The organism is Sorangium sp. So ce363 (assembly GCF_051520435.1).
Taxonomy (GTDB): Bacteria; Myxococcota_A; Polyangia; order Polyangiales; family Polyangiaceae; genus Sorangium; species Sorangium cellulosum_B.
This window is the reverse complement of the sequence record NZ_CP150333.1, coordinates 10,103,163-10,129,438: the sequence shown is the minus strand read 5'-3', so window position 1 is coordinate 10,129,438 and position 26,276 is coordinate 10,103,163. Positions and strand designations below refer to the sequence as shown.

Sequence of the window (26,276 nt, the reverse complement as noted above, 5' to 3'; positions counted from 1 at the left end):
AAAGCGCCGCGAACTCGCGGTAAAGTAGTGACCGCTCATGCCCCAACCCCCGCCTCGACCCGCATCGCGAATGGGCGGACCTCCAAGCCCCGGGTCGACCAATTCATCGCTTGAAGCGCGCGCGAAGGAGTCCGAGAAGCAGCAGGGGACCTACTTCCTGGGCCGTTACCGTGTGGTCGACGAGATCGGGGTGGGCGGAATGGCGAGCGTTCACCTGGCTCGCATGGATGGCCCGGGCGGCTTCCAAAAGTGGGTCGCGATCAAGCGGATCCACCCTCATCTGGTCGAGGACGATCAGTTCGTCGACATGTTCCTGGATGAGGCGCGCATCGCGGCTGGCATCAACCACGCCAACGTCGCGCAGGTCTTCGATCTCGGGAAGGACGACAACACCTACTGGATCGCCATGGAGTACCTCCACGGCGAGCCGCTCCGGGAGGTGATGCGCCGCGCGGAGGAGCGCCGGCTGCGCATCTCGCCCGAGCTCGCCGCGCGCATCTGCTCCGATGCCGCAGAGGGGCTCCACGCCGCTCACGAGCTGCGCGGAAAGAACGGCCAGCTGCTCGGCCTGGTGCATCGAGACGTCACGCCGCACAACCTGTTCCTCACCTACGACGGCTACACCAAGGTCGTGGATTTCGGGATCGCCAAGGTGGCCGACCGGCTGTCGTCCACCCGCGCGGGAACACTCAAAGGCAAGTTGGCCTACATGTCTCCCGAGCAGGTGCGCGGCAACGAGATCGATCGCACGACGGACGTGTTCGCCCTCGGGGTCGTCCTCTGGGAGCTCACGACGAACCAGCGCCTCTTCCGGATGGATACGGATCTCGACACGCTCGAGAAGGTGCAGGCCTGTGTGGTCCCGCCGCCGTCCACGATCGTGCCCGACTATCCGATCGAGCTGGAGAGCGTGGTCATGAAGGCGCTCGCCAAGCACAAGCAGGACCGCTTCCAGACCGCGCGTGAGTTCTCGCGAGCCCTGCAGAATTTCCTGATGAGGAGCGGGGTCTTCGTTGGCTCCGAAGAGGTCGCGCAGTTCGTGCAGCAGGTGTTCGTCGATCGCATCCAGAAGCGCGAGGCGCACCTCGCGTGGGCCGCCGAGGTGACGTCCACCATCAACGTCGAGCAGGTGCGCGCGCGCAGCTCGACGACGGCCACGGACAGCGTCGGGCTGCGCAGCCGCGGCCGAGAGCCTGAGCCGCAGCAGCGCCTCACGCCGCCGCAGATCCTGCGGCACAACGCTCCGCCGGCGAGCGGGATCGCGCCGGTCGGGCGCCCGCAGCCGAGGGACGCGGACGACAGGCAGATGGTCGCCTCATCGCTGATGGATGACGATGAGGATGTCCCGACGACGGTCGCGACGCGCGAGCAAGCCGAGCCGGTGCGCTCCCTTCCTCATGGCGAGCGCCCGATGGTGCGCCCGGCGGCCGGCATGGTGCCCGAGCCGGCGCCAGCGCAGCCTCGCCAGGCCGGCGTCCAGTCCGGCATTGCCACGGTGCGTCCTGGTATGCCGACGGCGCGCCCCGGCTTTTCGCCGGCCTACCCGAGCCCACCGCGCGTGCCCGGCGGCCGCGATCCTGCTCCGCCTCCGCTCTCCTCGAGCCCGTACCCTCCGCGCGACTTCGACACCGGCGAGCTCGCGCCCCTCCCCAAGGGAGGCCTCCTGGACAGCGATCTGGGCAACCCGCTCGCGTCCACGCTCGCGCTCCCGTCGCAGGATCCACCGCCGGTTTTGCAGAGCGCGAGCGAGCCTGCGCGTCACGCCCGGATGACCAGGACCCCTGCCGTCGCCGCGCCGTCGCCGGCGCACGCTGCAGTCCCGTACGCGCTCCCCTTCAATGGGCAGGGCCATGCCGCAGCCCATGCGCCCCCTGTCAGCTCGCCGGTGCAGGCACCTCAGGCGCCGATGACCGTGGGGCAGGCCCAGCTGTTCGCGTCCGCGGCGACAGCGCAGCCTCCACAGTCGCAGATAGAGACCGCGCTCTCCCTGCCGCGCCCGGATCCGGCGGCCATCTGGGCCGCCACGCAGGACGCGGCGTCCAAGGGGAACGGCAGGAACACGCTCGTGCTCGTCGCCGTCATCACCCTCACCGTGCTGTGCGTGCTCGGTATCGGCGCGCTGATCTACATGAAGACGAGCGCCGTGCAGCCCTCGCCTTCCAGGGGCGTGGACGCTGTCCCTGCGTCGCCCGCCTCGACGGACGCGACCACCACGGGCCAGTCGAGCTCCTGCGTGCCGGGGAGCTCCGCGGGGGACGGGCGCGCGCGCGGCCTCGCTATCCGCGACCGAGCGTCCGTCGTCCACCCCGGCCCGATCCGCCTGCAGCGCCTTACGATGAAGGGATGAAGTCTCTCCACCGCCGCTCGAACGGTGCCAGGGCGCGGCACCGCCCCAGCGAGCGAGCTCAGCTGCGTATCGAGGCGCTGGCCGCCGGAGGCGCGGGGGTCGGTCGGCTCGCGGGCGAGGTCGTCTTCGTTCCTGGGACCGCGCCGGGTGATCTCGTCGAGGTCGAGCTCGACAGGAGCGCACGCCCGGCGAGGGGCAGGCTCCTCGGTGTCGTCGAGCCGAGCGCCGACCGCGTCGCTCCGCCGTGCCGCTTCGCTGACGCCTGCGGCGGCTGCGACTGGATGCACGTCCGTATCGAGGCGCAGCAGGCCGCGCACGAGCAGATCGTCCGGCAGGCCATCGCGCGGGCGACGTCGCTCACCGAGGCCGATTTGCCGCCGATCCGCGTCCATCCGGCCCCCCTTCCGCTCGGTTACCGGTCGCGGGCGAGGTTGTTCGCGCGCGCGGAGCGCGGCGAGGTGCGCGTGGGTTATCGCGCGCCGAGGACACACGCCGTGGCGGCGGTCGATCGCTGCGTGGTGCTCGTCGACGCGATCGCGCCGCTCGCCGGCGAGCTGCCCGGCGTCCTCCATGGAGCCGTGGGGGAGGGCGATGTCCTGATCTCGCTGGGCGCCTCGAGCCGCCCGGTGGTCGAGGTCCTGTGGCGTGGCCAGCTGCCGCCGGCCGTGTGGCAGCGGCTGGACGAGCGCACGGCGCGCGGCGAGTGGGCCGGCGCCCGCGTCACGCTCGACGGTGCGCGCGAGGCCGCGTCGTTCGGCGATCCGCGGCCCGCGATCCTGGGAGCGGACGGCCTGTCGCTGTTCCTCGCGCCGGGCGGGTTCGGGCAGCCGTCCGAGGAGGGGGCAGCCGTCCTCGCCCGCCGCGCTGCCGAGCTTGCCCACCTCGACTCCACCCGCCCGCCGCACGTCCTGGAGCTGTTCGCCGGGAGCGGGACGCTCTCCGTGCTGCTCGCGCGCGGCGCGCTGCGACCCTCCCCGGCCGCCGAGCCCGGCGGGGCCGCGGCCTCCGGCCCCCCGGGGCCCGCGTCCTTCACGGCCGTCGAGCTCTCGCCCGGGGCGGTCGCTTGCTTGCGGCAGAACCTCGCCGCTCGGGGCCTCGCTGGCAAGGCGATCGAGGCGGACGCCGATCAGTACCCGATCCCGGCCCGCACCGACGTCGTGGTGCTGGATCCGCCGCGCAGCGGGGCTCCCGGCGCGGCGCGCGCGATCGCCGCCTCGAGCGCGCGCGTGGTCGTGTACGTCTCCTGCGATCCGGCCACCCTCGCGCGCGATCTCGGCGGGATCCTCCGCGGCGGCTTCGAGATCACGGACATCGAGGCGGTCGAGCTCTTTCCCCAGACGAGCCATATCGAGTCGATAGTGCGGCTCTCCCGCGCCCGCAGATCCGCGCGCTGATCCGCGCGGGAATGCCCGGCCTGCTCTCCGCGCCGAGCGCTGCTCCGCCGAGCTCGGCCGGAGGGCCGCGCGCGGCCGCGTGGCGCCGTCGCCCGGCGGCTTGCGCTACGCTGCCAGGGATGATTCACCACCTCGACGATCGACTCCGCGAAGAGGCGCGGCGCTATCGGCTCGTGTTCGCCTGCCCCGATTGCGCCTCGTTCGACCCTGTGGTCGCCGACCCCGACGAGGCGGGCGCTGGGCCGCCTGGCCGCGGGCCTCGTTGCTCGCTTGGCTACCCGGTCGCGCCGCACCTGAGCACATCGCTCGAGGATCGCCACGAGATCATCTTCTGCAAAGCGTTCGAGCTGCGATGAGCCCTCCTGCTGGACCTCCCCCGCCGCCCAGGCGGGGCCGGTCGCACCCCCCGTCGCTGATCCGCCTCGCCGAGCGGCTGATCCGGGACGAGCGGCTGCTCGCTCGCGGCGACGTCGTGCTCTGCGCCTGCTCCGGAGGCCCCGACTCGACCGCCCTGCTGCACGTCCTTTCGCTGCTCCGGCGGCGGATCGGCCACGAGGTGGTCGCGCACGGCGTCGACCACGGCCTCCGCGCCGCGGCCGCGGCCGAGCTCGCGATCGCGCGCGACCTGTCCGAGCAGCTCGGGGTCCCTTACGCCGAGACCCGCGTGAACGTGGCTCCCGGCGCGAACCTCCAGGCCAGGGCGCGCGCCGCCCGGTTTGCCGCGCTGGCAGCCGCCGCGGCGGCGCACGGCGCCCGCGCGATCGCGACCGGCCACACCGCGGACGACCGGGCCGAGACGGTGCTCTTGCGCCTGCTGCGGGGCGCGGGGCCGCGTGGGCTCGCCGTCCTGCCGCCGCGCGCCCCGCTCCCGTCCGACGTCGCCGGCGCGGCGTGCGGCGGCGCGGAGCCGGGCTCGGCGGCGAACATCGAGCTCATCCGCCCCTTGCTCCAGGCCCGCCGCGCCGACGTCCTGGCCCACCTCGGCAGACATCGACTGGCGTTCACCGAGGATCCCAGCAACCGGGATCCCCGTTTCACCCGCGTCCGCGTCCGCCGCGAGCTCCTCCCGCTCCTCGAGGACCTGTCGCCGGCGATCGTCGACCACCTCTGCGCGCTCTCGGACATGCTCGTCGCCGGGCGAGATCGGCCGCCTGGCGGCGATTCAGACGTCCTCGACGGCAGCGAGCCGCTGTCGATTCCGCTCGGTCGGGCGCAGCGATTCGCGATCGAGCGAGCTCGCAAGCTGGGGCGGCCGCTGCGCGTCCGGGTTCGCGGCGGCGAAGAGATCGCCGTGGGCTTTCCAGAGGAGTCCAGCGTGCTTATCGAGGACGGGTCTGCGCGTCGCGGGACCTGACCGCATGCACCCCACCCGCGGCCCCTGTCGAGTCCCCTTTTTTCGCCGTGTCACCACGGTGGAGACCCGCGGTCGACGACCGAGCTGACGGGTGGCATGCTGACTGGAACACGCGTACAATTTCAGTACACGCCGGCTCGCCGCGCGAGCTTAGAGGGTCCTCGTGAAGCAATCGCACAAGACGCTGCTGCTCTGGGTTCTGCTGATCATGATGTTCTTGGCGATCTGGCAGTTCTTGAGCCCGGATTCCCGGCCCGCCACACAAGTCGCGTTCAGCGAGTTCATGGCCCAGGTCCAGGTCGAGGCCAAGGACAAGGATCCGCACGTCGAGTCGGTCACGATCAAGGACCGCGAGTACACCTTCTGGGTCAAGGACCCGAAGAGCGGGACGAAGACGAAGAAGGTCACGATCGGGCCTGACAACGCCGACGAGATCACGAAGACGATCGTCGACAACAAGGTCGCGGTGTTCTTCGAGAAGGAGGAGACGTCGCCGTTCTGGCCGGGGGCGATCATGTACCTCCTGCCGACGGTCTTCCTGCTCGTGATGTTCTATCTGTTCATGCGCCAGCTCCAGGCCGGCGGCGGCAAGGCGATGAGCTTCGGCAAGTCGCGCGCCCGGCTGCTCAGCGAGGCGCAGAACAAGGTGACGTTCGCCGACGTCGCGGGCATCGACGAGGCGAAGGACGAGCTCGAGGAGATCATCGCGTTCCTCAAGGACCCGAAGAAGTTCCAGAAGCTCGGCGGCCGGATCCCGAAGGGCGTCCTGATGATGGGCCCCCCCGGGACGGGCAAGACGCTGCTCGCGCGCGCGATCGCCGGCGAGGCGGGTGTGCCGTTCTTCTCGATCTCCGGCTCGGATTTCGTCGAGATGTTCGTCGGCGTCGGCGCGAGCCGGGTGCGCGACCTGTTCGAGCAGGGCAAGAAGCACGCGCCGTGCATCATCTTCATCGATGAGATCGACGCGGTCGGCCGCCACCGCGGCGCGGGGCTCGGCGGCGGTCATGACGAGCGCGAGCAGACGTTGAACCAGCTGCTCGTCGAGATGGACGGCTTCGAGTCGAACGAGGGCGTGATCATCGTCGCCGCGACGAACCGCCCCGACGTCCTCGACCCTGCGATCCTGAGGCCTGGCCGCTTCGACCGGCGCATCGTCGTGAACCGCCCCGACGTGCGCGGCCGCGAGGGCATCCTCCGGGTCCACACGAAGAAGGTCCCGCTCGGTCCGGACGTCGACATGGAGATCCTGGCGCGGGGCACGCCCGGGTTCGTCGGCGCCGACATCGAGAACCTGGTCAACGAGGCGGCCCTCCTCGCGGCGCGTCAGGACAAGGATGTCGTCTCGATGGCCGACTTCGAGATGGCCAAGGACAAGGTGCTGATGGGCGCCGAGCGCCGCAGCATGGTCATCAGCGACGAGGAGAAGCGGACCACGGCCTACCACGAGGCCGGGCACGCGCTCGTCGCGAAGCTCCTGGAGAAGCTCTCGGATCCGGTCCACAAGGTGACGATCATCCCGCGCGGCCCGGCGCTCGGCCTCACGCAGCAGCTGCCGAAGGAGGACCGGCTCAGCATGTCGCGCGACTTCGCCAAGGCGCGGCTGTCGGTGCTGATGGGCGGCCGCGTGGCGGAGGAGATCGTGTTCGGCCAGTTCACGACGGGCGCGGGCAACGACATCAAGCAGGCGTCGAACCTCGCGCGGCGCATGGTGACCGAGTTCGGCATGAGCGACGTGATCGGGCCGATCTCGTACGGCGCGGACGAGGAGAGCGTGTTCCTCGGGCGCGATTTCACGAGCCGGCGCCGCGACTACTCGGAGACGATCGCCAACCAGATCGACGACGAGGTGCGGCGGTTCATCCTCGACGCCCACGCCGAGGCGCGGCAGCTCCTCACGGACAACCGCGAGATCCTCGAGCGGCTCGCCACGGCGCTCCTCGAGCGCGAGACGCTGGACGCCGAGGAGGTCGACGCCATCGTCGGGGGCCGCGAGCTGCCGCAGCGCCAGCGCGTCGTGATCCCGAGCTACAGCGATCGCGATCGCGCCGCCAAGGAGAAGCGCCGCGCGGCCAGCATCTTCGGCACCCCGAAGCCCGCCCCGAGCACCTGATCCCGAAGCGCGGGGCGGCGCCCGATGCCTCGGGCGGCCCCCCGCGTACCTGCGGCGCCACGCGGGACGGCGCGGCGCCCCGAGCCCCCTCGATTCCCTTCCCCAGCAGAAAAGCGGCGCGCGCAGCCGGCGCGCTCCCCGGATCGCCTCAGGGGGCGGTCAGCGTTGCCTGCAGGAACGCCCACTGCTGCAGATCCGCCGGGCGCCCGTCGTCGTGCGCGCGGTTCGCCTTCGTGAAGATCGCCTGGGCGCCGTCACCGAAGATGAACAGGCCGTAGCCGAGCGCGAGGCGCAGCGGCTCCCATGGCTGCAAGGCGAGCGAGACGTCGATCTCGTGGCCCAGCGTCCGGCTCTCGTTGTCGCTGGCGGCGCCGACAGGGAGGAGGCGCGCTGTCACCCACCTGCCTGCTGGAGAGGCGAGGCCGACGAACGTGTATCCGGCGGAGACGGTCAGCGGGTCGAAGGGTGAGGCGCGGACGCTTCCGCCCCCCTCGATCACGTTGGACCACGCGTAGAGCCCCATGGGGCCGTGGTTGTTCTGTGCGTCGGGCAGGATCGGATCGAAGCGGCGCTGCGTCTCGCCCACCGCGAGCGCACCATCGTCGCCCGTCGCGTAAGCGCCGCGGGCGCTGAAGGTGAGGTGGGCGGGGAGCGCTGTCTCGAGCTCTGCCCGCGCTGCGGCCGCGAACGCGCCGAGAGCGCGGTCGGCCGCGAACGTGGCCACACGACCGAGCTCGTACGCCCCCTCGATCGCGTAGCGAAAGCCCCGGCGGTCGCCGGAGACGCGCGCGTCGAGGACGACGGTGTCGCCGGGCGTGAGCCAGGTCGGGCGCGGCTCCCGGGTGATGCGCGCGAGCGCCGTGGCCTCGAGGTGGAGCAGGGGAGCGAGCCGCCAGATCGCGTTCAGGCCGTAGAGCTGGGACCCTGTCCCGGCGGCGATGGGCTTGCGCGTCCCCGCCACCTCGGGCGGAGCGCCTCCCGGCGCGGCGAGGAGCACGGCCATCGTCTCGAGGTCGACGTTGCCGAGCTGCAGCCCTGCGCGCACCGCATCGAGCGATCGCCCGGTGAGCGTCTCGTCGTCCGCTCCGACGAGGCGGCCATCCCCCCACGCGATCCGCTGCCGGCCCAGCCGGATGAAGGCGCGGCGCCCCGAGCGCGTGCGCAGATCGATGTACGCCTCGTACGGCGCCGTCTCCGGGAGGGCCGGCTCGCCCGGCCCGACGAAGATCGCGTCGTCGTTCCCCCAGAGCCGCGCGTCCTGCAGCGTGACGACGCCCGTGACGGGGCCGCGCCCGACGGTCAGCCCGAGGCGCGCGCGCTGGGCGAAGAACCACTGCGTCTTGACGACGTTGCCCGTGTCGCTGAGCGGCGGCAGCGCGCCTCCGAAGCCCTCGGCGAGCACCGCGTTCGAGCTGTAGACGTCGCCGCCCGTGTCGACCGGGTACCGGCGGAACTCTCCGCGGAGCCGGAGCTCCACCGAGGGGCGGAACGTGAACCCGCCGACGGCCAAGCCCTCCGACTGCGGCGACGCCTGCGCCGCCGCCCTCCTGGGCGCGAACGTGAGCGCGAGGAGCGCCGATCCCAGAGCGATGGAGGCGAACGGCAGGGATCGGATCATCAGCGAGGAGGGCCGGAGCGCGGGGGCGTCGAACTGCAGATGTGCGGCCAGGACCGCGGCGTTCAGGCGGGCCGCGCTCCTGGATCGCTCGCGCGAGGATAGGCGTCCCGATGCGCGTCGGACAAGTGGGGAAGCGGCACCGCTCCCCCCGGCGGCCCCGGCGTCCGGCGGGGTCAGCTCGCGCGCCGCGCGCCATGCGGGCGACGTCAGGGATCGAAATCGTCCTCGCCGTGCGACGTCGGTGGCTTCGGCGGTTTCGGGGCGGCCCCCGTGCTGCTCCCGCGCCGCGGCGGCGCCTTCACGCTCGCGGCGGGTTGCCTCGTCGGCGGTCTGCTCGCCGCGCCCCGCCGCGCCGGAGCGTCGCCCGAATCGACGGCGAGCACCAGATCGAGCGCGAGCTTCGACGCCCTGCCGGCGTGTCGATCCGCGGCCGCGCCCGCCTCCGCGATCACGCGCTCGGCCGCCTCGAGCTCGTGCTTCACCTCGCGACGCTGCGGATCGTCCGCGAGCGCCTCTGCCCACGCGGCCGAGAGCGACGCCCGCTTCTTCTCGAGCTCCGCGGCGCGGTTCGACAGCTCGCCGAGCTGCTTCGACGTCGCGAGGGAGCTCTTCAAGGACGCCTCGAGCGCCGCGATGGTGTCCCTGTCCTCCGCGTCCAGCGAGCGCCCGCCTCGGGCGCTCACGATCCGCGCCTCTGGCACGAGCTCGACCTGGAGAAGCACGCCCGCCGCGCGGAGCTCCGCCGCGCGCGCGCGCGCCGCTTCGAGCGCCGCCTTGCCGTCCGATTTCGGATCGAGCCCGAGCGCGCGCGACAGCTCGGCCGGCGCCGCGTTCGAGAGCTCCTCGGCCTTCAGCGACTCGTCGCGAAGCGCCCGGGTGGCCTCGAAGAACTCGTCGTAGGGCTGCTCGCCCGTGCGCAGGGCCTGTCCCTGATCGAGCAGCGAGACCTGCGCGGTGCACGCGGCGAGCAAGGGTGCGTGCGGCGCGACGAGCAGCAGCGCGAGCGCCGCCATGCGGAGCCGGCTCGCGCGGTCCGGCGGCCTCGTCACCCACATTGGAGGATGACCCCCCAGAGCTCGTAGCTCGCGGCAGGCTTCGAGAGGAACACCACGCCCACGTAACCCGAGCGCGACGATACGCCGAGCACGCCTTGCCCGAAGTTCCCGGCCGGCGGCGAGAGCGCGATCGGATCCCCGATCGGGGAGAAGTTGGCGGCCAGGGTCTGCGCGCGCATGGCGCGGCTCCCCGGAGGGCCCTCGGTCCACACGAGGAGCCAGCGTCCATCTCCGAGCCCTGCGATATCCGGCGCGAAGGCGTCTCCCCCGGGGCCGCCGGAAGGGAGCGGGATCACCTGGGTCGACCCGGGGATGGACCCCGGAGCGGCCTGCCCGGCGCGGATCTCCCATCGCCCGTCCGTTGGCCGATCGGCAAAGACGACGGCGAGCGCGCGCTCGTTCCATCCGAGCGATGGCTTGCCGATCGAGCCTCCGGAGCCGGTCACTCGGGTGAGCTCGCCGACGGGCTTGCGCTCGGCGTCGAGCCAGCCTGCCCACACGGCCTTCTCGCGGCGGAACGCGACGGCGTAGCCGCCGGCGCCGGCCGCGAGCGCGCGCGGCGCCTCGAGCGGCTCATCACCTTGCACCGGCCAGAGCGGGGAGGGGGCGGCGTCGGGAGCATCGGCCGCCACCAGAGCGCCGTCCGCCAGACCGACGACGAACGACCTCGGCCCCGGCACGCTGACGGGAGAGCGGATGGCCTGCTGCGCCGCCGTGAGGACGGTGAAGCGCTCCTCGACCGGCGAGATGCTCACGATGTCGGCGGCCTCTCGGTTCGAGAACCGCTCGCTCCGCTCCCCGGTCGCGGGATCGATCTCGAGGCCGACGGCCTCCATGGGGCTCTTCGCGTACCCCACCACGAGCTTGCCGCCCTTCGTCGCCGTGACCTCGAAGGGGATGCTCTTCGCAACGAGCGGCGCCCATGGCTGGGGCTGACGCGCCACCCAGCAAGGCTTCGGCGGGACGGGGATCGCCGAGCGCGCAGCGTCCTGCGCTGCGCCGAGCGTCGTGCGCGCCGTCCCGACCGGCGACTGGCGCGCGGTCGTGACGGAGCGGCGGCCCGCGAAGAAGGCGACCACGCTCATGAGCACCGCCGCCCCGCAGAGGCCGACGAGCGACGAGACCGGCACGGTCACCGCTGCAGAGAGCCCCTTGCCGTCGCCGCGTCGCGCCGCGAGCGCGCGCGGGTTGAGCGCTTGCGGGCCGTTGCCCGATCCCGGGACAGAGCCCCGATCCGAGCGCTGGCCCGAGGCCTGGAGCGCGTCGGCAGCCGTCGCGCTGCGCTGCGGGTTCGGCAGCCCCGGCCACGAGCGCATCGCCGGGTGCCCCTGCGACGCGCTTGATCCGACGCCGACCGACGGGATCGTCGCGTACTCGCGGCGCCCCATCGGCGCCTCGGCGGCCAGAGGAGAGCGCTTCGTCTCGCTGGGCACGGGCGGCGCGGGGAGCTCCGGGCTCTCGCGGCGCAGCACCGTGGTGGAGGGCTCCGGGGCGTCGCTGCGATCGCGGCTCGCCGCGGGATCGCGGCCGTCGGCGGCCGGCGTGTCCTCGGCGCTGCGGGGCGAGGGACCGTCGGTGGACGTCGCTGGGCTCGCAGGGCGAGAGCCAGGCGATGCCATCGCCGTGGGGGCGGCGCCCGTGACAGGCGCAGGTTCGGCCGGCGCAGTGAGGGGCAAGGTCGGCGTCGCCAGCGGGGCCGACGGCGCGGGGGGCGCCGCCATCAAGGGCGTGGCGCGGGGCGCGTCCGCAGGGGGGCGCGGAGGCGGCGCGGGGAGCGCTCCGAGACGGACGAGGGCCTTTGCGCCGGCCGCCGTCTGATCCGACGCGTCAGGCGCGCGCGGGCCTGCAGGCCGCTTCGCGGCGACCGCGGGGAACCGGACCGGAACTGGAGGCGGCGGCACGGAGCGCTTCCCCGTGGGCGCGGGGCGCCTCGTGGCGCGGCCGGGGCTCGACGGCGCCGGTGGCGTCGCCGAGAGCGGCTTGCCGGCGCTCTGATCCGCGCCGGTCGTCGCTCCGCCGCGCCCATCGTTCTGCGGTGCAGCGCCCGCCGGCGCCGCGTCGCGCTCGACGGGGAGAGGCGGCGGCCGGGGTGGTCTCGCCTCCGCGCGCGACGTCGCACCGCCCGCGGCTCTCGGCGCTGTTCCCGGGCTGCTGGGCGCGGCCGCGCCCGCCGCGCGCCTCGGCGGCGCCGGCTCATCGCCGTCCGTCGTCGCGCCGGCGCCGCCCGCGGCGCTGCCTGTGTCTGCGGCAGGGCGCTGACCCGCGGAGGTCTCCTCGGGTTCCTCCGCCCCCGAGGGGAGCTTCGGCGCGCGCGGGATCTCGGTCGTCCCCTGGTCGCCCGGCGAGGGGCCGTCGTAACGGGGGAGCTGCGTGATCGCGCGGGCGACCCCCGCGTCGAACGTTCCACCCGCGGCTGGAACGACGATCGGCGCGTTCTGTCCGCTGGCCGGCGCGTCTGCCGGCGCCTCGACGCCCGTGAGCGTCGTCATGGACTCTCGCTTGCGCGGCGGCAGGGGAGGCGGCTTCGGTCGCGTGGTCGCCCGGCTCGCGTGCGGCGCCGCGGGCCTCCGCCCGTTCGAGGACCTCTCCGTGGGCGCCGGGCCGATGGGCTGACCGCTGCGGGCGGGCGCCGGACCCAGATCCTCGATGAGCTCGATCTCCAGCGCCGCGCCGTCCTCGCGAGCGGCCTCTTCAACCGCGGCGGCCGGCCCCTCGGGCGCAGCGGTGCGCGCCTCGGGCTTGCGCCGGAGCTGGGCGGCGTCGGCGAGCTCCGGCTGCCTGGACGCGGGCGCCCAGGCGTCCATGCCCTTGCGCCAGACGAGCGTGGAGCCTGGAATGATCCCGGCAGCCAGCGCGCTGCGCAGCTCGGCGGTGCTCAGGCTCCGCTGGATGCCACGCTCATCCGTCCATCTCCACGCGCTCAACGGGGGCCCCTCCGCCAGCTGGTAGAGCGCCGGAATTTCAGGACGTGAACCACGACGATCGCGATCGTACCGCGCGTCGTTTGCAAAGAGATCTTCTTTCGTGCGCCCACGCAACCGCACGTCCACTCACGACGAAGATCGCGCTGGTAGCTCATGAGCCTTTCCAGCGCCCTCGCCGCCGCAGTCCGCTCCGTGGTCGCCGCCGCTGCGCGCACGCTCAGCCCGCCGGCCTGTGCGGGCTGTGACACCCCGATCGCCGATGCCTCGGTGTTCTGCGCCGATTGCGCGCGGACCTCCGTGCCTTACGCAGAGGGGGCGCCGCGAGGAGGAGCGGGCACGCGCGCCGCGGCGGGAGCCCCTCTCGTCGCGTTCGCTCCGTTTGGAGGGGCGGTTGCGGAAGGTATCCGGCGCTTCAAGTACGGAGATCGTCCGGATCTCGCGCGCCCGCTCGGCCGGTTGATGCTCTGCGCGGCGCGCGATGCGGAGGTGCGCGTCGACCTCGTTGTCCCGGTGCCGCTGCATCCGCGTCGTCTCGCCGAGCGCGGGTACAACCAGGCCGCCCTGCTGGCCGCGCACGTCGCTGACGGACTCGCGGTGTCCTTCGCGCCACGGGCCCTCTGCCGTGTCCGTCCCACCGCGCAGCAGGCGCAGCTCCCGCGCGATCTCCGCCTGCAGAACGTGGCAGGTGCGTTTCGCGTGCACGCGCCCGAGCGCGTTCAGCGCCGGAGGGTCGCGCTCATCGATGACGTGGCGACCACGGGGGCCACGCTCGCGGCATGTCGAGATGCGCTCCTCGGAGCGGGCGCAGCTTCGGTGACCTACCTCGTCCTCGCGACCGCCGAGAGCGGGGCGGACGAGCTCAGAAGCTCACCTCCGTCAGCACACCGCACTTGACGCGGACGGTCCTGCCCTCGGTGAGCCATCGCGTGCCGTCGCGCGTCGGCTCGCCGAGTCGAACGAAAAAGCGCCCGCAACGCACCTCGACGGGTCGCTCGCTGGGCCCCACCGGCACGCCCGTCACGTAGACGGTCGCATTCCGGGAGGAGTTGAGCTTGAGCAGGCCGTGGCCCTTTCGCGGGGTCGGCGGAGTCGTCGCTGCAGCGTCGACGGATGTCTGTTGTTGAAGGGCTGCCGTCTCGGTGGCCGGTGGTGCTGGAGGTGCCGCTGTCTCAGCATGCGGCGTCGAGGATGCTGTCGGCGTCGGCTGCGCCGTGACGTCGGTCGCGCTCGCCGGGGGCGCGGCCGCCAGCTGCACGGAGACGGCCGCCTGCTTTGAAGCCACCGCGGTGATGCTTTCAGGACTGCCGGTGGCCACGATCGCCGGTCGAGACGCTCGGTTGCGCGCCGCCAGTTCGGGCAGGCTCGTCTCGACGGTGTACACCCCCAGCGCAAACAGGATGGTTGCAGTCGCGAGCGCAACTCCAGCGGTGCCGAGCGGCGAGAGCGGCTTCGACAGAGGGGCCGCGGCTGAACCAGGTCGGGGGGAGGGCGGCTTCGACGGGGGGCCCTCGTCCGACCCAGATTGAGGTACGTCCACGCCCGTCGACCCAGGTTGAGGTACGTCCACGCCCGTCGACCCAGGTTGAGGTACGTCCACGCCCGTCGACCCAGGTTGAGGTACGTCCACGCCCGTCGACCCAGGTTGAGGTACGTCCGCGCCCGTCGACTCAGGTTGAGGTACGTCCGACCCAGGTTGGGGGGCGTCCGGGGGGGCGTCCGTCGAGAACATCGGGCGGCACTTTAGCGGGATCGCTGCCACGACGGATTCCCCGGTCGGCCGCCCACCCGCCGGAAGCGCAGGAGCTTCGCCGTCGGAGCCGGTCTCGAGAGCAAGCACGAACGTCGAATGTGTGCTGGAATACATTCGTGTACGTCGTCGCACATCCACTGACGTGGATCCGCAGGAGGTTGCCGCGCGGTCGTCGTGTGCTGGCTGCCGGGGTGCTCGACACCCTCGGGCTCCTGGATCGCTTTCTCTGGCTGCGCGCGAAGCTTCGGCTGCCCGTGCTCTCCGTGTTCACCTACCACCGCATCGCGGACGTCTCGGAGGTGGACGAGCTCGATCCGGGGGTCGCCGAGGTGAGCGCGCGCGAGTTCGAGGAGCAGCTCGCGGTCATCAAGACGCACGGCACCGTGGTGTCCCTCCGGGATGTGCGGCTCCTCGCGAAGGGACGGAAGCTCCCGCCGAACCCCGTCATGGTCGCGTTCGACGACGGCTACCGTGACAACCACGACGTCGCGTTGCCCCTCCTCGAGCGCGCGGGGGTCACGGCCACGTTCTTCATCGCCACCGGGTACCCCGACAGGGGCCGCCTCTTCTGGTGGGATCGCGTCGCGCTCCTCATGCACCGGTGCCGGCGGGCGCGCGTCGAGATCGCCTACCCAGCGACGCTCGTGCTCGAGCCGCTGCGCGACCCGATCGCCGCGGCGATGCTCGTCTGCCAGACCATCAAGCACACCTCCGGGGTCGACATCGGACGCCTCTGGGACGAGATCGAGCGCGCCACGGGGGTGTCGATCGACCTCGGCGAGGAGCGCGCGCTCGCGACCAGGACGATCATGGACTGGAACGCCATCGGGGCGCTGCGCCGGGCGGGCATGGACGTGCAGTCGCACTCGCACAGCCATCGTGTCCTCCAGACGCTCTCGCCCGAAGAGGCCACTCGCGATCTTGCGCGCTCCCGCCGCGTGCTCTCCGACGCCCTGAACGAGGCCGTGTACGCGGTCGCGTACCCCGTCGGATACAGCCTGTGCGGCGCCTTCCATCGCGCCGTGAAGGAGGCCGGCTTCGAGATCGGCTTCACCAACAACTCCGGCCTTTGCATGCTCTCGTCCTTCGACCCCCTGAATTTCCCGCGCATCGCCATGGACCGCGGGCAGATCGGCGCGCTCTTCAAGCTCAAGCTGCTCATCGGCCAGCGGCCCGGCTCTCGGTCTGGCCGCTGATCGAGCAAAGACCGCGCGCCGCTCCGCCGCCGCGCGCCCCGAGCGCCTCCGCTCGCCCGACGCCGCCTCGGCCGGCGCGCGTGTGGCCTGGGCTGTGCACGTGCACGTCGCTGGGCCGGTTCTGCACGCGCGTGGCCTCGATGGGCCAGGAAAGCTGCTGCGCAGCCTGTTCGACGAAGGGGGGCTCCCGTGAAAGGCACAATCCATGAACGCAGCTTCCGCGCCGCCGTCTCCATGCTCGGCGCGGCCTCGCTGATCTCCGCGGCCCTCGCGTCGGGATGCGGCGGCGCGCCGGCGCCCGCCGCCTCCGCGAAGGCGCCCGCGCGACCCGCGCAGGCATCGCCCGACGGGCAGGGCGCGCGGGGCGCGAGCGTCGAGCAGCGCGATCAACGCGAGGCCCAGCGCGCCTGGTGCGTGTACCTCGAGGCGCTCTACCAGCGGGCCACCGAGCAGGCGAAGGGCTGGCCGAAGTTCGAGCAGTGCACGCAGATGACGACGATGGCCTCGCCGAAGATGCTCCGCGCGACCTCGGAGTGCTCGCTGGCAGCGCTGCGGCGCTTCGAGGGCGATCCCTTCACCGCCGCCTATGCGGAGGAGGTGAGCCGCTGCGGCTCCGAGGCCATGACGGCCACCACGCTCCCGCGCGCCGACCTGGCGCCGTACATGGCCGTCCTCTGCGGCCGCCTCGCGGGGTGCGGAGACCTCGACTACGACACCTGCCGGCAGAGCCTGGAGGACGGCCTCGGCCCGCAGCTCGAGCGAGCGATCGGCGCGATGAACAGCCGCGGCCGGCACGAGGTCCGCGCCTGCTTCGGCAAGCTCGCGTGCGGCGCCGATCTCGGCCCCCAGATCTCCGCGTGCCTCGAGCCCATCATGGACGACCTGCTCTGGCTGCCGGGGTGAACGGCCGCCGCGCTGCGCCCAGGGCGGCGGCGCCGCGCGGCGGTCAGCCGGCGGCGCCCGGCAGGCGGCAGCGCGCGATCAGGGGGACATGATCGGACAGCCCTGCGAACGCGCCCCTGTGCCCGAACGGGTGCGTGCCCGTGAAGTCCAGCCACTGGAGGCGCTCGGACGAGTAGACGTGGTCGAGGTGCATGCGGAGGTTCATGAAGCCGGCCGTCGGGAAGGCGCGCGCCTCGGTCTCGGAGAGGCAGCGGACCTTGGCGAACGCGTCCACGAAGCCGATCTCCTCGCGCAGGAAGCGATCGACCGGCGAGCCTGGCAGCGAGTTGAAGTCGCCGACCACCACGAAGTTGTCGCTCCGGCGCTCGCGCCGGACGAAATCGGCGAGCACCCTCGCCTCCTCGATCTGATTGGGCCCGAACCCCATCCGCGCCTCGCCTGTCCAGAACTCCCGCGAGAACACGCTCGGCAGGCTGAGGTGGGTGTTGAACACATCGAAGCTCTGCCCGCTCTCGTGCTCGAACGACACGTGCGCGCAGATGCGCGTCTGCTTCAGGCTCTTGACCCCCCGCCGATGGGTGATGTCGTGCGGGCGCTCCGCGTTGTGGTGTCCGATGTGGAATGTGTCGCGCGCGAGCACCGCGAGCCCGGTCGTGTAGATGTTCGTCCGCGAGGTAAGCCTGTAGGTGTGCGCGGGGAAGTAGTAGGCGACGTAGCGCTCGCGCCGCTCTGCCTGCGCCAGCGCCGCGTGCAGCTCGGTCATCAGGCGATCGAGCTGGGTCTCCTCCGGGTGCCAGCGCGGGTTCATCGTCGAGGACCTCAGCGACTGGGTCTCGACCTCCTGGAGGCACACGAGATCGGGCAGCGGGGACATCCGCGCGAGCGTCGTCGCGATCCGGGTGATGGCGGCGCTGGTCGAGGCGATGCCCCGCGTCCCGTGCCCGAAGTAGCGGACGTTATAGGTGACGATCCTGAGCGACGTGGCGTCGTCGCGCGGTGTCCCGGGGCCGCGGAGAGCGCCGGACGCCGCGCGTGTCGAGGTCGGGTCCGGTACCCGCTCCGCCGGTGTTGGGCCGCTCGAACGAGGTGGGAGGCGTCGCTCGGTCATGTATCCTCTCGCCCATGGGCAAGAACATCATCGTTTCCGAGGATACCATTCGTGACCTGCTGGAAGCGCATGCCTCCCTCTCCGCCTGGTATTACGAGCTCTGGTCGGCGCTGCGGGTCGCGAAGGCCTCGGCGAGCGCCCCCGATGATGCGGCCCGTGCGGCGTTTGTCGAGCGGATGGCCATGAGCTTCCCCGAGGTCGCGTCGATCGCCCGCTCGATCCAGGTGCCGAGGATGTTCGTCCCGCCGCCGCCCGCGGTGAGCGTGCCCCCCATCGCGCAGGGCGAGCCGGGAGGAGATGAGGCCCCGACAGCGATCGAGCCCGCGCCCGCCCGGCTGCGGGAGCTCCATGGCCAGCCACCCAAGAGCCAGCCAGGCTCGGGCCCCATCGATGAGCCCGCCCCGGCGCCGTCGCAACCCGCTATCGCTCCTCCACCACTGGTGGTCCCGTCGACAGTGAAATACGACACCTGAGGTCGAGTCCCCGCTCGGCCGGACTCGCGAGCTCTCACCACAAGGCACGCCTCGCGTGCTCACCCTCAGCGCGCCTGGCGCGCTGCTCCTCGATCAGGCCGTCAGCGCGCCGGGCCGCGGGGGGCCTTGCGACGCGCGAGGAGCTGCTCGGCCTCGGCGGCCCCTGTCATGTCGAACCTGGGGTTCAGATCGAGCGCGTCCCGCACGAGCCGCTCGCCTCGCGCCACGTCCCCCAGGGCGATCCGGATCGCCCCGGCGTGGTAGAGCAAGCGCGCGTCCCTCGTGCCGAGCGCCAGCGCCCTGTCGCTGGCCGCGCGCGCTTCGGCCAGCTTGCCCGCGCGGTACAGCGCCCAGGCGTGGGTGTCCTCGGTGTAGATGTCTGCGCGGACGGCGCGCTCCGCGTCGGCGAGGCGGAGCGCCTCGTCGCGCTCAAGGCCCTTGGTCGCGTAGTACAGCGCGAGGGTCCGGCTGTCCGACCGCTGCCCCGCGTCGACCGCGCCGGCGTAAGCCCGCGCTGCGCCGGCGTGGTCGCCTGCAGCCATCCTGGCGTCGCCGAGCAGCCACGCGGTCTCCGCGTCCGGGCTCTGCTGGTGGGCCCGCTCGAGGAGCTCGACGGCGCGGCCCCACGCGCCGCGGGCCAGCGCGACGCGCGCCCTGCCGGCGAGCGCCGGCGGATACCCGGCCTGCGCGGCGAGCGCCCGCTCGAAGCCCAGGTCTGCGCCCTCGTGGTCGCCCTCGTGCCAGAACATCATGGCCGCCTGGGTCAGGGTCCACGCGAGCGCCTCGGGTTCGCCCGGGTCGCCGGCGTCGATCGCGAGGCGGATGATCCGCTTCGCCGTCGCCGCGTCGCCCTGGAGCCACCGCAGGTGTGCGGCCCGCGCGTAGGACGGCAGGCCGGGCCGCTGGTCGACCATCCGCTGCGCCGCGTGCGCCGCGACCTGGAAGGCGCCGAGCGCGAGGGCGGCGTCGCTGAGCGTCCCGAGCGCGAGCGCGTCGCCCTCGTCCCGCGAGAGGACCCGCTCCGCCGCGTCGCGCGCCTCGGTGAACCTGCGCTCGTGGATCAGCACGAGGCCGAGCAGGTTGAGCGACGCGCGATCTCCTGCGGCCAGCGCGAGCCCGACCTCCGCGCACGCGTGAGCTCGGCCGTAGAGCGACGGATCGCCCGAGGCGCGCGCCTTTCGGAGCCACGCGTGGCCGAGCGCGCTCCAGAGATCCGCGCCGCCGGGCGCCGTCGCGAGGCGTCGGGACAGCGCCTCGATCTCGCGATCGACAGCGCTCGCGCCCGCTGGGGCCGCGAGCGCGAGCGCGCGCGCCGCGTCGAGGCTCGAGGGCGCCGGCGCCTCGGCGGCGCGCCCGGTCGATACCGTCGCGGCGGGGACGGCCTCGGCGCGCGGGCGCTCGGTGCAACCGAGGCTTCCGCTCAGGGCAGCGCAGGCGAAGAGGCAACCCGTTCGTCGCAGCATCGGAGCGCTGACCTCCCCTCGCGCTGGAGCTCCGCCCTGGGCGCGCCGCGGCTCACCCGGGGGCGTCACAGGCTCGATCCGATCGCGAAAGAGCTTGCCTCGCCGGCCTGCGCCGGCAAGCTCGCCGCTCCAGCGCATCGTTCGATCGACCAGCAGCGCGCAGCGCGGAGGAGATCGCATTGCCTGTCCAGACGGATGGCCACCGCCTGCAGCGGCTCTGCGCCGCGGCGCTGATCGTGCACCTCTGCGCCGCGTGTGCTCGCCGCACCTCGCCGGAGGCGGGCGCGACCGCGGCGCCCTCGCCGGGGGTGGATGCGGCCGCGGCGCCCTCGCCGGAGGCAGGCGCGATCGCGACGCCCTCGCCGGGGGCGGATGCGACCGCGGCGCCCTCGCCGGCAGGGCCCGCGGAGAACCTGCCGGGCGACGAGATCACCCCCGTCTACGGGAAGGCCGAGGGCGCGCCGGAGCCGCTCGCGGCCCGGCTATGCGACGCGCTTCATGCGTTGCCCGCGCGGCGCAAGGCGGCGTGCTGCGGCGGCGCCGCGGGCTTCCAGGCCGCCGCCGAGTGCGCGCGCGCGCTGAGCGTCGCGGTGCGCGCGCGGGCGGTGACGCTATCGACCGACGAGGTGGGCCGCTGCGTCGATGCGATGGAACGATCGCTCGATGGGTGCGACTGGGTCTCTCCGCTCGCCGCCCCGGTCCCGCCCGCATGCGAGGGGATCGTGCGGGGCGCGCTCGACGAGGGGGCCCGGTGCCGGTCGTCGCTCGAGTGCGCGGGCGGGCTGCGTTGCGAAGGCGCCGGCCCCACCGACGCGGGCACCTGCCGCGCCCCGCGCGCCGCGGGGCCCTGCGGCCTCTCGGTCGACGCGCTGGCCGCGGTCACCCGGCAGACGCGCTACGCCGAGGCGCACCCCGAGTGCCGCGGCCACTGCGCCGGGCGCGCGTGCGCGGACGACGTCCCGCTCGGCGGCCGCTGCGAGGCCCACGCGGCCTGCGGGAGGGGCCGCCGCTGCGTCGACGCGCGCTGCAGCGAGGCGGCGCTGCCCCCCGCCGGCGCCGCCTGCCTCGGCGGGCTCTGTGCGGCCGGCGCGCGCTGCGTGGACGGGCGCTGCGCGGCGCCGAAGGCCGAGGGCGAGGCCTGCACGCGCGACGGCGAGTGCCGCGCCGCGTGTGTTCGACGAGCGCGCGGGGGCGCCGCACGCGGCGTGTGCGGGATGCGGTGCGCTGCGCCGTGACAGGCGAGCTGCGCGCGCTGCGCCACGCCGGGCGGCTCAGGGCCGGAAGTGGCCCTGGGTCGCGCCCTCCCAGGCCGTCGCGAGGTAAGGGAAGGCCGGGAGGAACCGCGCGTCGTTCGCGCCCACGCCGTCGCCCGCCGTCGCGCCGAGCGCGCCGGTCAGGACGAGCGTGAGCAGCGCGTCGGTGACGTCGGTCTGCTCGTGATCCGCGCCGGGGACCAGCGCGCGGCCGTTCGGGAAGCCCGACGGCATGCCCAGATCGATCCGGAGCACGTCGCCGACGGTCGCCAGGCTGTGCCCTCCGAGGCTCGCGGGCTTCAGGTTGAAGGCGTCGATGAGGTCGGTCCGGCTCTGCTTCAGCGCCTCGGGATCGAAGGCCGCGAGGGGCTGGCCTGCCTGGTAAAGCCCGGCGAACTCGGCGTCCCGCACCAGGATCGGGTTCAGGAAGTAGGCTCCGAAGTTGGCGAGATCGTCGCGCGGGTGCGCGCGGTTGTACTTGTCCTTGTCCTGCAGGCCGATGATCCAGGTGTTGATCAGCGGCAGGCCGACACGCGACACCTGGACCCAGGGACCGAGGCCATCTTCCTTGCCGTTCGCGCGCAGGATCCGCACCTTGCGGCGGCTCGCGGAGGCCCAGACGCCGAGCGTCTGTCGGTCGCTCGGCCCCGGCGTCGGCTCCGCGCCGCCGTTGACCGCGGCGAGCGGGAGCTCGAGCGCGAGCGTGTGGACGTTGAAGCCGGCGAGGTTGTCGCGCGCGGTGCACGACGGGTTCGGCGCCGCGAGGAGCGGGCACAGCCCCGCCAGATCGGACGCGCGGCCGAGATCCGCGTAGAACCCGTCGTCGCGCGGCCCGGCCCAGGCGCGCCCCGCGCCGCCCGCCATCTGCTTGAGGAACTTCGAGGACGTCGCGAAGGCCGGGTAGCCGCCGCCGGTGATCCGGTAGGCGAGCTGGTTCGTCCTCCTCCCGATGTTCGGCGGCGCGACCGGGGCGTCCCTCAGGAGCACGGTCGACGCGCCGCCCTCGATCGTCGTCACGGTGTACGTCTGCTCCCCGCCGGCGAGCTGCGAGAAGAACTCGTTGCCGCCGCTCGGCGCCGGCGTGAGCCCCGCCGGATCCGCCGCCACGTACGGCCTGGTCGAGAACCGGAACTGATAGGTCAGCGCGTCCTCGAGGCTCGACGGCCCGCGCGCGATGTGCACCTCGTAGAGCACGTCGTCCGAGAAGCCGTGGAAGTTCGGCCCGCTGGCGGGCTCCTCGAGCGGACTGTAGCTCGCGAGGATCACGAGGTTGCCGCCTTCCACCCACGCGTACAGGTCGGTGTTGTCGGCGGCCGGATCCCTCGCGATGGCCGGCGCCTCGCGGTGGCTCGACGCTGCGGCGAGGCTGGGCGCGCTGAGCGCGACGGACGCCGTGAAGACGGCGACGGCGCGCGACGGTCGGTGGATCATGCGTGCGGGTCCTTCCATCGCTCCTCTGCGGCTCATTGCCTGAGCAGGAACACCGAGCCTTGCTCCTGGGCCCTGTGATCGACGAACGCGAAGACGTCGGCGCCCCTCGCCCGGTGCAGCCCCCCGGGCTCGTCGTGGCCAGGCGCGCCAGCGGCCGTCGCCGAGCGCGCTCCGGACGCCACCTCGATCCACACGACCTCGTCGGCGCCTCGGGTCGGGTCGCGCGTGAGCACGAGCAGCGCCGCGTCGTCGCGCGTCAGCGCGATGCCGCACGGAGTGCCGACGTGGAGCCCGGTCGCGAACGGGCTCACGAAGCCGTCCTCGATCCTGAAGATGGTCGCCGTCTTGTCGGGGCTCGCGAGGGTGTCGCACACGAAGACGTCGCCCCGGCCGGCGACCGCGATCCCGCTCGGGTCGACGAGCGGGCTCCCCTTCGCGAGCGCCGACACCTCGCCGCCGCGCGCCGGCAGCGAGAACACGCCGGGCTGGCCATCGTCGCGATCGCGCCCCGAGAAGATGATCCGCTCCTCGTTGTCCGCGCCGCGGGCGACCTCGAGGCCGCCCGCGCGCAGCCCCTCGCCGCCGTCGATCGGGGCGACGGCGCCGCCGGGCAGGTCGATCGCGAAGAGGGCGCCCGCGTCGCCGAGCGCCGAGTCGCCCGCGCCTGGGTCGGCCACGAAGACGCGACCGCCGTCCGCGCTCGTCGCGATCCCGAGCGGCGCGACGAGCGGCGGACCGGCCGCGATCTCGGCGGCGCCCGCGCCGCCTTGCGCGCCGATCCTGAAGACGCCGGCCCTGCCGTCCGCGCCAAGACCGGTGAAGTACACGTAAGCCCCGGCGATATCCGGCGTCGCGTCGAACGCGATCGCCGGGACGAGCGGCAAAGCCGCATAGGGAGCATCACCCCCCGCGCCGCCCCCGCCTCCCGTTCCGCTCGCCGCGGTCGTGCCTGGCGCTCCGCCGGTGGAGCCCGCGCTGGTCCGTCCGGGCGGATCCTCCGCGCGGCTGCAGCCCGGGTTGCTCGCGGCGGCCGCGAGCGACGCGACAGCACACAGCACACCGGCGCTTCGCCGGAAGTCCCCCCTGGCTTCCGTCATGCCTGCTCCTCCCGAGGGCGCCGTTCGTGCGCTCGGCTCGCGCGGCGCGCGCTGGCGCACGCGACGCGAGCCGCACGGCGATCGCGCGGCGCTGGACGCTGCCCGTTCTGCCACGTGCCTCCCGGATCGAGTAGGCCGCGGCCGCGCTGCGCGCGACAAAGCCGCGTGCACCCTGCCTCCCGTGTCCGGGGTCGCCTGCTGGCGCTCAGGCCCATGAGCAGCGCCGCCCTGGGGGTCCGGACGGCGTTCCCCCGTCGACCGGCCGACAGCCCCGTTTTATAACGACGTCATGTTCGATGTCGCTCGGTCACTGTACGTACGGGCGTTGGAGGACATCCGTGCGGCGGGTCTCTACAAGGAAGAGCGGATCCTCGCGACGCCGCAGGGGCCGGTGATCCGGACCGATGGTGGCGCTGGGGTCCTCAACTTCTGCGCGAACAACTACCTTGGCCTGTCGTCGCACCCGGCGGTCATCGCGGCGGCGAAGGAGGCAATCGACACGCACGGCTTCGGCCTCTCCAGCGTGCGCTTCATCTGCGGCACGCAGGACCTTCACCGGCGGCTGGAGTCCAGGATCGCGCGCTTCTTCGGCACCGAGGACACCATCCTCTACTCGTCGTGCTTCGACGCGAACGGCGGCCTCTTCGAGACGCTCCTCGGCGAGGAGGACGCCGTCATCTCGGACGCGCTGAACCACGCGTCGATCATCGACGGTATCCGCCTCTGCAAGGCCGAGCGGCACCGCTACCCGAACGGGGACATGGCCGCCCTCGAGGACATCCTCCGCGCGACGGCCGGCAAGCGGCTCCGGCTCATCGCCACCGACGGCGTGTTCTCGATGGACGGGTACCTGGCGAAGCTCGACACCATCTGCGATCTCGCCGACAAGTACCGCGCGATGGTGATGGTCGACGACTCGCACGCGACCGGGTTCATCGGGCCGACGGGGCGCGGGACCGCGGAGCTCTGCGGGGTCATGCACCGCGTCGACGTGATCACCTCCACCCTGGGCAAGGCGCTGGGCGGGGCGAGCGGCGGCTTCACGACCGGCCGGCAGCCGATCGTCGACCTGCTCCGGCAGCGATCGCGGCCGTACCTGTTCTCCAACACGCTCGCCCCGGCGATCGCCGGCGCCTCGATCGCCGTGTTCGATCTCATCGACGCGGAGCCCTCGCTGCGCGCGCGGGTGATGGAGAACGCGCGCCGGTTCCGGCAGGGGATGACGCAGGCCGGCTTCACCATCAAGCCCGGCATCCACCCGATCGTGCCCATCATGCTGGGCGAGGCGAAGCTCGCGAACGAGATGGCGAGGGCGCTGCTCGCCGAGGGCATCTATGTCATCGGCTTCTCGTACCCCGTCGTGCCGAAGGGCGAGGCCCGCATCCGGGTGCAGCTCTCCGCCGCGCACGAGCCCGAGCACGTCGATCAGGCGATCGACGCCTTCCTGAGGGTCGGCCGGCGCCTCGGCGTCGTCGCCTGAGCGGCTCAGTAGCGGAGGATCACCTTCGGGTGGCTCGAGATCGCCTCCTGGAAGGCCGCCGCGTCGTAGTCCTCGAAGTCGAACACCGTCCCCTCGCCCCGGTTCAGGATGACCTCCCAGATGAGGTCGTGGATGTTCGGATCGCGCGACTCGAGCAGGTGGCGCGTGATGTGCCACGTCTCGAAGATGCGCCGGCCGATCACGCTGTGGAGGCTGATGCCGTCCACGATGAGGCGGTCGAAGTTCTCGATCACCGCGTCACCGCTCTTCAGGCCGAAGAGGATCACGTCGCCCCCGCGCCTCGCCGCGTGGATCGCGTTGTTGACGCTGCTGTTCACGCCGCTCATCTCGAGCACGACGTCGACGCCGACGCCGTCCGTGAGCTTCCGGACCCGCTCCGTCAGCTCGGGATCGCTCGCGTGGGGCCGCTCGGGGCTCGCGCGGTGCGGGCGCAGGACCGCGTCGGCGCCCAGGCGGCGGGCCATCTCGGCGTTCCGCTCCGCCGGCTCCACGCCGATGACGTAGATCGCCCCCATCGCGCGGGCGATCGCGATCGCGAACAGGCCGATGGTGCCGCAGCCGAAGATGGCCACGCGCTTGCCGCGGAGGTTCACCTTGGTGCACGCGTGCACGGCGTTGCCGAACGGCTCCTGCACCGCGGCGACCTCGGGCCGGATCCTCGCGATGTCGGTGCGCCAGAGGTTCTTCGCGGGCAGCTTGACGAGCTCGGCGAAGCAGCCATCCTCGCTGATCCCGATGATCTTGTCGTCCGCGCACACGTGGGTGTCGCCGACGCGGCACTGGTAGCAAGCGCCGCAGGCGATGTGGCTCTCGGTCGACACGATGTCGCCGATCTGAAGCCCGAAGGACCGGCGCGCGTCGGTCCCGAGGTCGACCACGCGGCCGAGCAGCTCGTGGCCGATCGTGCGCGTCGCCTTCCGATCGCGATCGAGCGACGAGAGGATCATGTCCTTGAAGGCGCTGCGGAACCAGATGCCGCGATCCGAGCCGCAGAAGCCCGTCATGATCGGCTTGACGAGGACGCTCGCGCGGTCGTGGTAGTCCCTGGCCTCGTCGATCGCCGGGCGCTCGACCTGATCCTTGGACAGCCCGACGGTGGACTCCCACGGCTGCTTCTCGCGGTTGTACGTCAGCGCCCACATCGCGTCGCTCATGCACCTGGCTCCTGTTCGGGGTTCGAGGCGCACGCAGCTGGCGCACGGGCGCCTCGGGCATGGGAAGCGTGGCGCGTGAACGACCGTGCGCCCATCAGAAAATTGCGCTCGGGCTGCTCCCGTCTCCGGCGTCTCCCCTCGGCCT

At 72.9% G+C, this 26,276-nt stretch carries 20 protein-coding genes; 11 read left to right on the top strand and 9 right to left on the bottom strand.

All coding sequences use genetic code 11. From position 1 onward, the window contains the following. The first annotated feature begins 70 nt into the window (after nucleotides 1-70). The 5 genes from WMF12_RS37990 (at nucleotide 71) to ftsH (ending at nucleotide 7,205) form a co-directional block, all read left to right on the top strand. Nucleotides 71-2,347 carry a protein kinase domain-containing protein gene (locus WMF12_RS37990; RefSeq protein WP_437853090.1) on the top strand — a complete coding sequence of 759 codons (2,277 nt, stop codon included), beginning with the start codon at nucleotides 71-73 and terminating at the stop codon, nucleotides 2,345-2,347. After that, nucleotides 2,344-3,741 carry a class I SAM-dependent RNA methyltransferase gene (locus WMF12_RS37985; protein WP_437853088.1) on the top strand — a complete coding sequence of 466 codons (1,398 nt, stop codon included), beginning with the start codon at nucleotides 2,344-2,346 and terminating at the stop codon, nucleotides 3,739-3,741. The genes WMF12_RS37990 and WMF12_RS37985 overlap by 4 nt, the downstream gene beginning before the upstream one ends. Nucleotides 3,742-3,860: 119 nt before the next feature. Beyond that, nucleotides 3,861-4,097: a hypothetical protein gene (locus WMF12_RS37980; RefSeq protein ID WP_437741611.1), complete on the top strand. Its 237-nt coding sequence runs from the start codon at nucleotides 3,861-3,863 to the stop codon at nucleotides 4,095-4,097. Then, nucleotides 4,094-5,095 carry a tRNA lysidine(34) synthetase TilS gene (gene tilS, locus WMF12_RS37975; protein ID WP_437853086.1) on the top strand — a complete coding sequence of 334 codons (1,002 nt, stop codon included), beginning with the start codon at nucleotides 4,094-4,096 and terminating at the stop codon, nucleotides 5,093-5,095. The genes WMF12_RS37980 and tilS overlap by 4 nt, the downstream gene beginning before the upstream one ends. A 163-nt stretch (nucleotides 5,096-5,258) precedes the next feature. After that, nucleotides 5,259-7,205 (top strand): ATP-dependent zinc metalloprotease FtsH, encoded by a 1,947-nt coding sequence (gene ftsH, locus WMF12_RS37970; protein WP_437741609.1) that lies wholly within the window; start codon nucleotides 5,259-5,261, stop codon nucleotides 7,203-7,205. Between the two features lie 148 nt (nucleotides 7,206-7,353). Here the strand turns inward: ftsH and WMF12_RS37965 are convergent, their stop codons facing one another. The 3 genes from WMF12_RS37965 to WMF12_RS37955 all read right to left on the bottom strand — a co-directional run bounded on the left by WMF12_RS37965 (nucleotide 7,354) and on the right by WMF12_RS37955 (nucleotide 12,802). Continuing rightward, nucleotides 7,354-8,823, bottom strand: a complete 1,470-nt coding sequence (locus WMF12_RS37965) for an alginate export family protein (protein ID WP_437853084.1) — start codon at nucleotides 8,821-8,823, stop codon at nucleotides 7,354-7,356. A 206-nt stretch (nucleotides 8,824-9,029) separates the two neighbouring features. Beyond that, nucleotides 9,030-9,878, bottom strand: a complete 849-nt coding sequence (locus WMF12_RS37960) for a hypothetical protein (RefSeq protein ID WP_437853082.1) — start codon at nucleotides 9,876-9,878, stop codon at nucleotides 9,030-9,032. After that, entirely contained in the window at nucleotides 9,869-12,802 is a 2,934-nt protein-coding gene (locus WMF12_RS37955) for a GYF domain-containing protein (protein ID WP_437853080.1), read from the bottom strand. The genes WMF12_RS37960 and WMF12_RS37955 overlap by 10 nt, the downstream gene beginning before the upstream one ends. Nucleotides 12,803-12,955: 153 nt before the next feature. Between WMF12_RS37955 and WMF12_RS37950 the strand changes: the two genes are divergently transcribed. After that, nucleotides 12,956-13,696 carry a ComF family protein gene (locus tag WMF12_RS37950; RefSeq protein ID WP_437853078.1) on the top strand — a complete coding sequence of 247 codons (741 nt, stop codon included), beginning with the start codon at nucleotides 12,956-12,958 and terminating at the stop codon, nucleotides 13,694-13,696. Here the strand turns inward: WMF12_RS37950 and WMF12_RS37945 are convergent. After that, a complete protein-coding gene (locus WMF12_RS37945) occupies nucleotides 13,662-14,183 on the bottom strand; it encodes a hypothetical protein (RefSeq protein WP_437853076.1) in 522 nt (173 codons plus the stop codon). The two genes, WMF12_RS37950 and WMF12_RS37945, sit on opposite strands and share 35 nt — an antisense overlap. A 545-nt stretch (nucleotides 14,184-14,728) precedes the next feature. Here WMF12_RS37945 and WMF12_RS37940 point away from each other — a divergent pair. Together WMF12_RS37940 and WMF12_RS37935 are read left to right on the top strand one after the other, a co-directional pair. Continuing rightward, a complete protein-coding gene (locus tag WMF12_RS37940; RefSeq protein ID WP_437853074.1) occupies nucleotides 14,729-15,748 on the top strand; it encodes a polysaccharide deacetylase family protein in 1,020 nt (339 codons plus the stop codon). Nucleotides 15,749-15,937: 189 nt separating this feature from the next. After that, entirely contained in the window at nucleotides 15,938-16,651 is a 714-nt protein-coding gene (locus WMF12_RS37935) for a hypothetical protein (RefSeq protein WP_437741602.1), read from the top strand. 43 nt (nucleotides 16,652-16,694) lie between these two features. On the opposite strand, the gene WMF12_RS37930 is transcribed toward WMF12_RS37935, so the two are convergent. Beyond that, the gene (locus tag WMF12_RS37930) at nucleotides 16,695-17,759 is read right to left on the bottom strand and encodes an endonuclease/exonuclease/phosphatase family protein (RefSeq protein WP_437853072.1); all 1,065 of its coding nucleotides are present in this window, start codon (nucleotides 17,757-17,759) and stop codon (nucleotides 16,695-16,697) included. Between the two features lie 14 nt (nucleotides 17,760-17,773). Between WMF12_RS37930 and WMF12_RS37925 the strand changes: the two genes are divergently transcribed. Beyond that, complete coding sequence (locus WMF12_RS37925) at nucleotides 17,774-18,232, top strand: hypothetical protein (protein WP_437853070.1); 459 nt, start codon at nucleotides 17,774-17,776, stop codon at nucleotides 18,230-18,232. Between the two features lie 101 nt (nucleotides 18,233-18,333). Here WMF12_RS37925 and WMF12_RS37920 read toward each other — a convergent pair whose 3' ends face one another. Then, nucleotides 18,334-19,695 (bottom strand): tetratricopeptide repeat protein, encoded by a 1,362-nt coding sequence (locus tag WMF12_RS37920; protein ID WP_437853068.1) that lies wholly within the window; start codon nucleotides 19,693-19,695, stop codon nucleotides 18,334-18,336. Nucleotides 19,696-19,874: 179 nt separating this feature from the next. Between WMF12_RS37920 and WMF12_RS37915 the strand changes: the two genes are divergently transcribed. Next, a complete protein-coding gene (locus tag WMF12_RS37915; RefSeq protein WP_437853066.1) occupies nucleotides 19,875-20,930 on the top strand; it encodes a hypothetical protein in 1,056 nt (351 codons plus the stop codon). Nucleotides 20,931-20,966: 36 nt separating this feature from the next. Here WMF12_RS37915 and WMF12_RS37910 read toward each other — a convergent pair whose 3' ends face one another. Both WMF12_RS37910 and WMF12_RS37905 read right to left on the bottom strand, forming a co-directional pair. Further along, on the bottom strand, nucleotides 20,967-22,379 hold the full coding sequence (locus tag WMF12_RS37910) for a DUF4331 domain-containing protein (protein ID WP_437853064.1): 1,413 nt from the start codon (nucleotides 22,377-22,379) through the stop codon (nucleotides 20,967-20,969). A 32-nt stretch (nucleotides 22,380-22,411) separates the two neighbouring features. Continuing rightward, nucleotides 22,412-23,476 (bottom strand): hypothetical protein, encoded by a 1,065-nt coding sequence (locus WMF12_RS37905; RefSeq protein ID WP_437853062.1) that lies wholly within the window; start codon nucleotides 23,474-23,476, stop codon nucleotides 22,412-22,414. A 289-nt stretch (nucleotides 23,477-23,765) separates the two neighbouring features. Between WMF12_RS37905 and kbl the strand changes: the two genes are divergently transcribed. Beyond that, complete coding sequence (gene kbl / locus WMF12_RS37900) at nucleotides 23,766-24,956, top strand: glycine C-acetyltransferase (RefSeq protein WP_437853059.1); 1,191 nt, start codon at nucleotides 23,766-23,768, stop codon at nucleotides 24,954-24,956. 5 nt (nucleotides 24,957-24,961) lie between these two features. Here kbl and WMF12_RS37895 read toward each other — a convergent pair whose 3' ends face one another. After that, the gene (locus WMF12_RS37895; protein ID WP_437295068.1) at nucleotides 24,962-26,131 is read right to left on the bottom strand and encodes a zinc-binding dehydrogenase; all 1,170 of its coding nucleotides are present in this window, start codon (nucleotides 26,129-26,131) and stop codon (nucleotides 24,962-24,964) included. Nucleotides 26,132-26,276 lie beyond the last annotated feature (145 nt).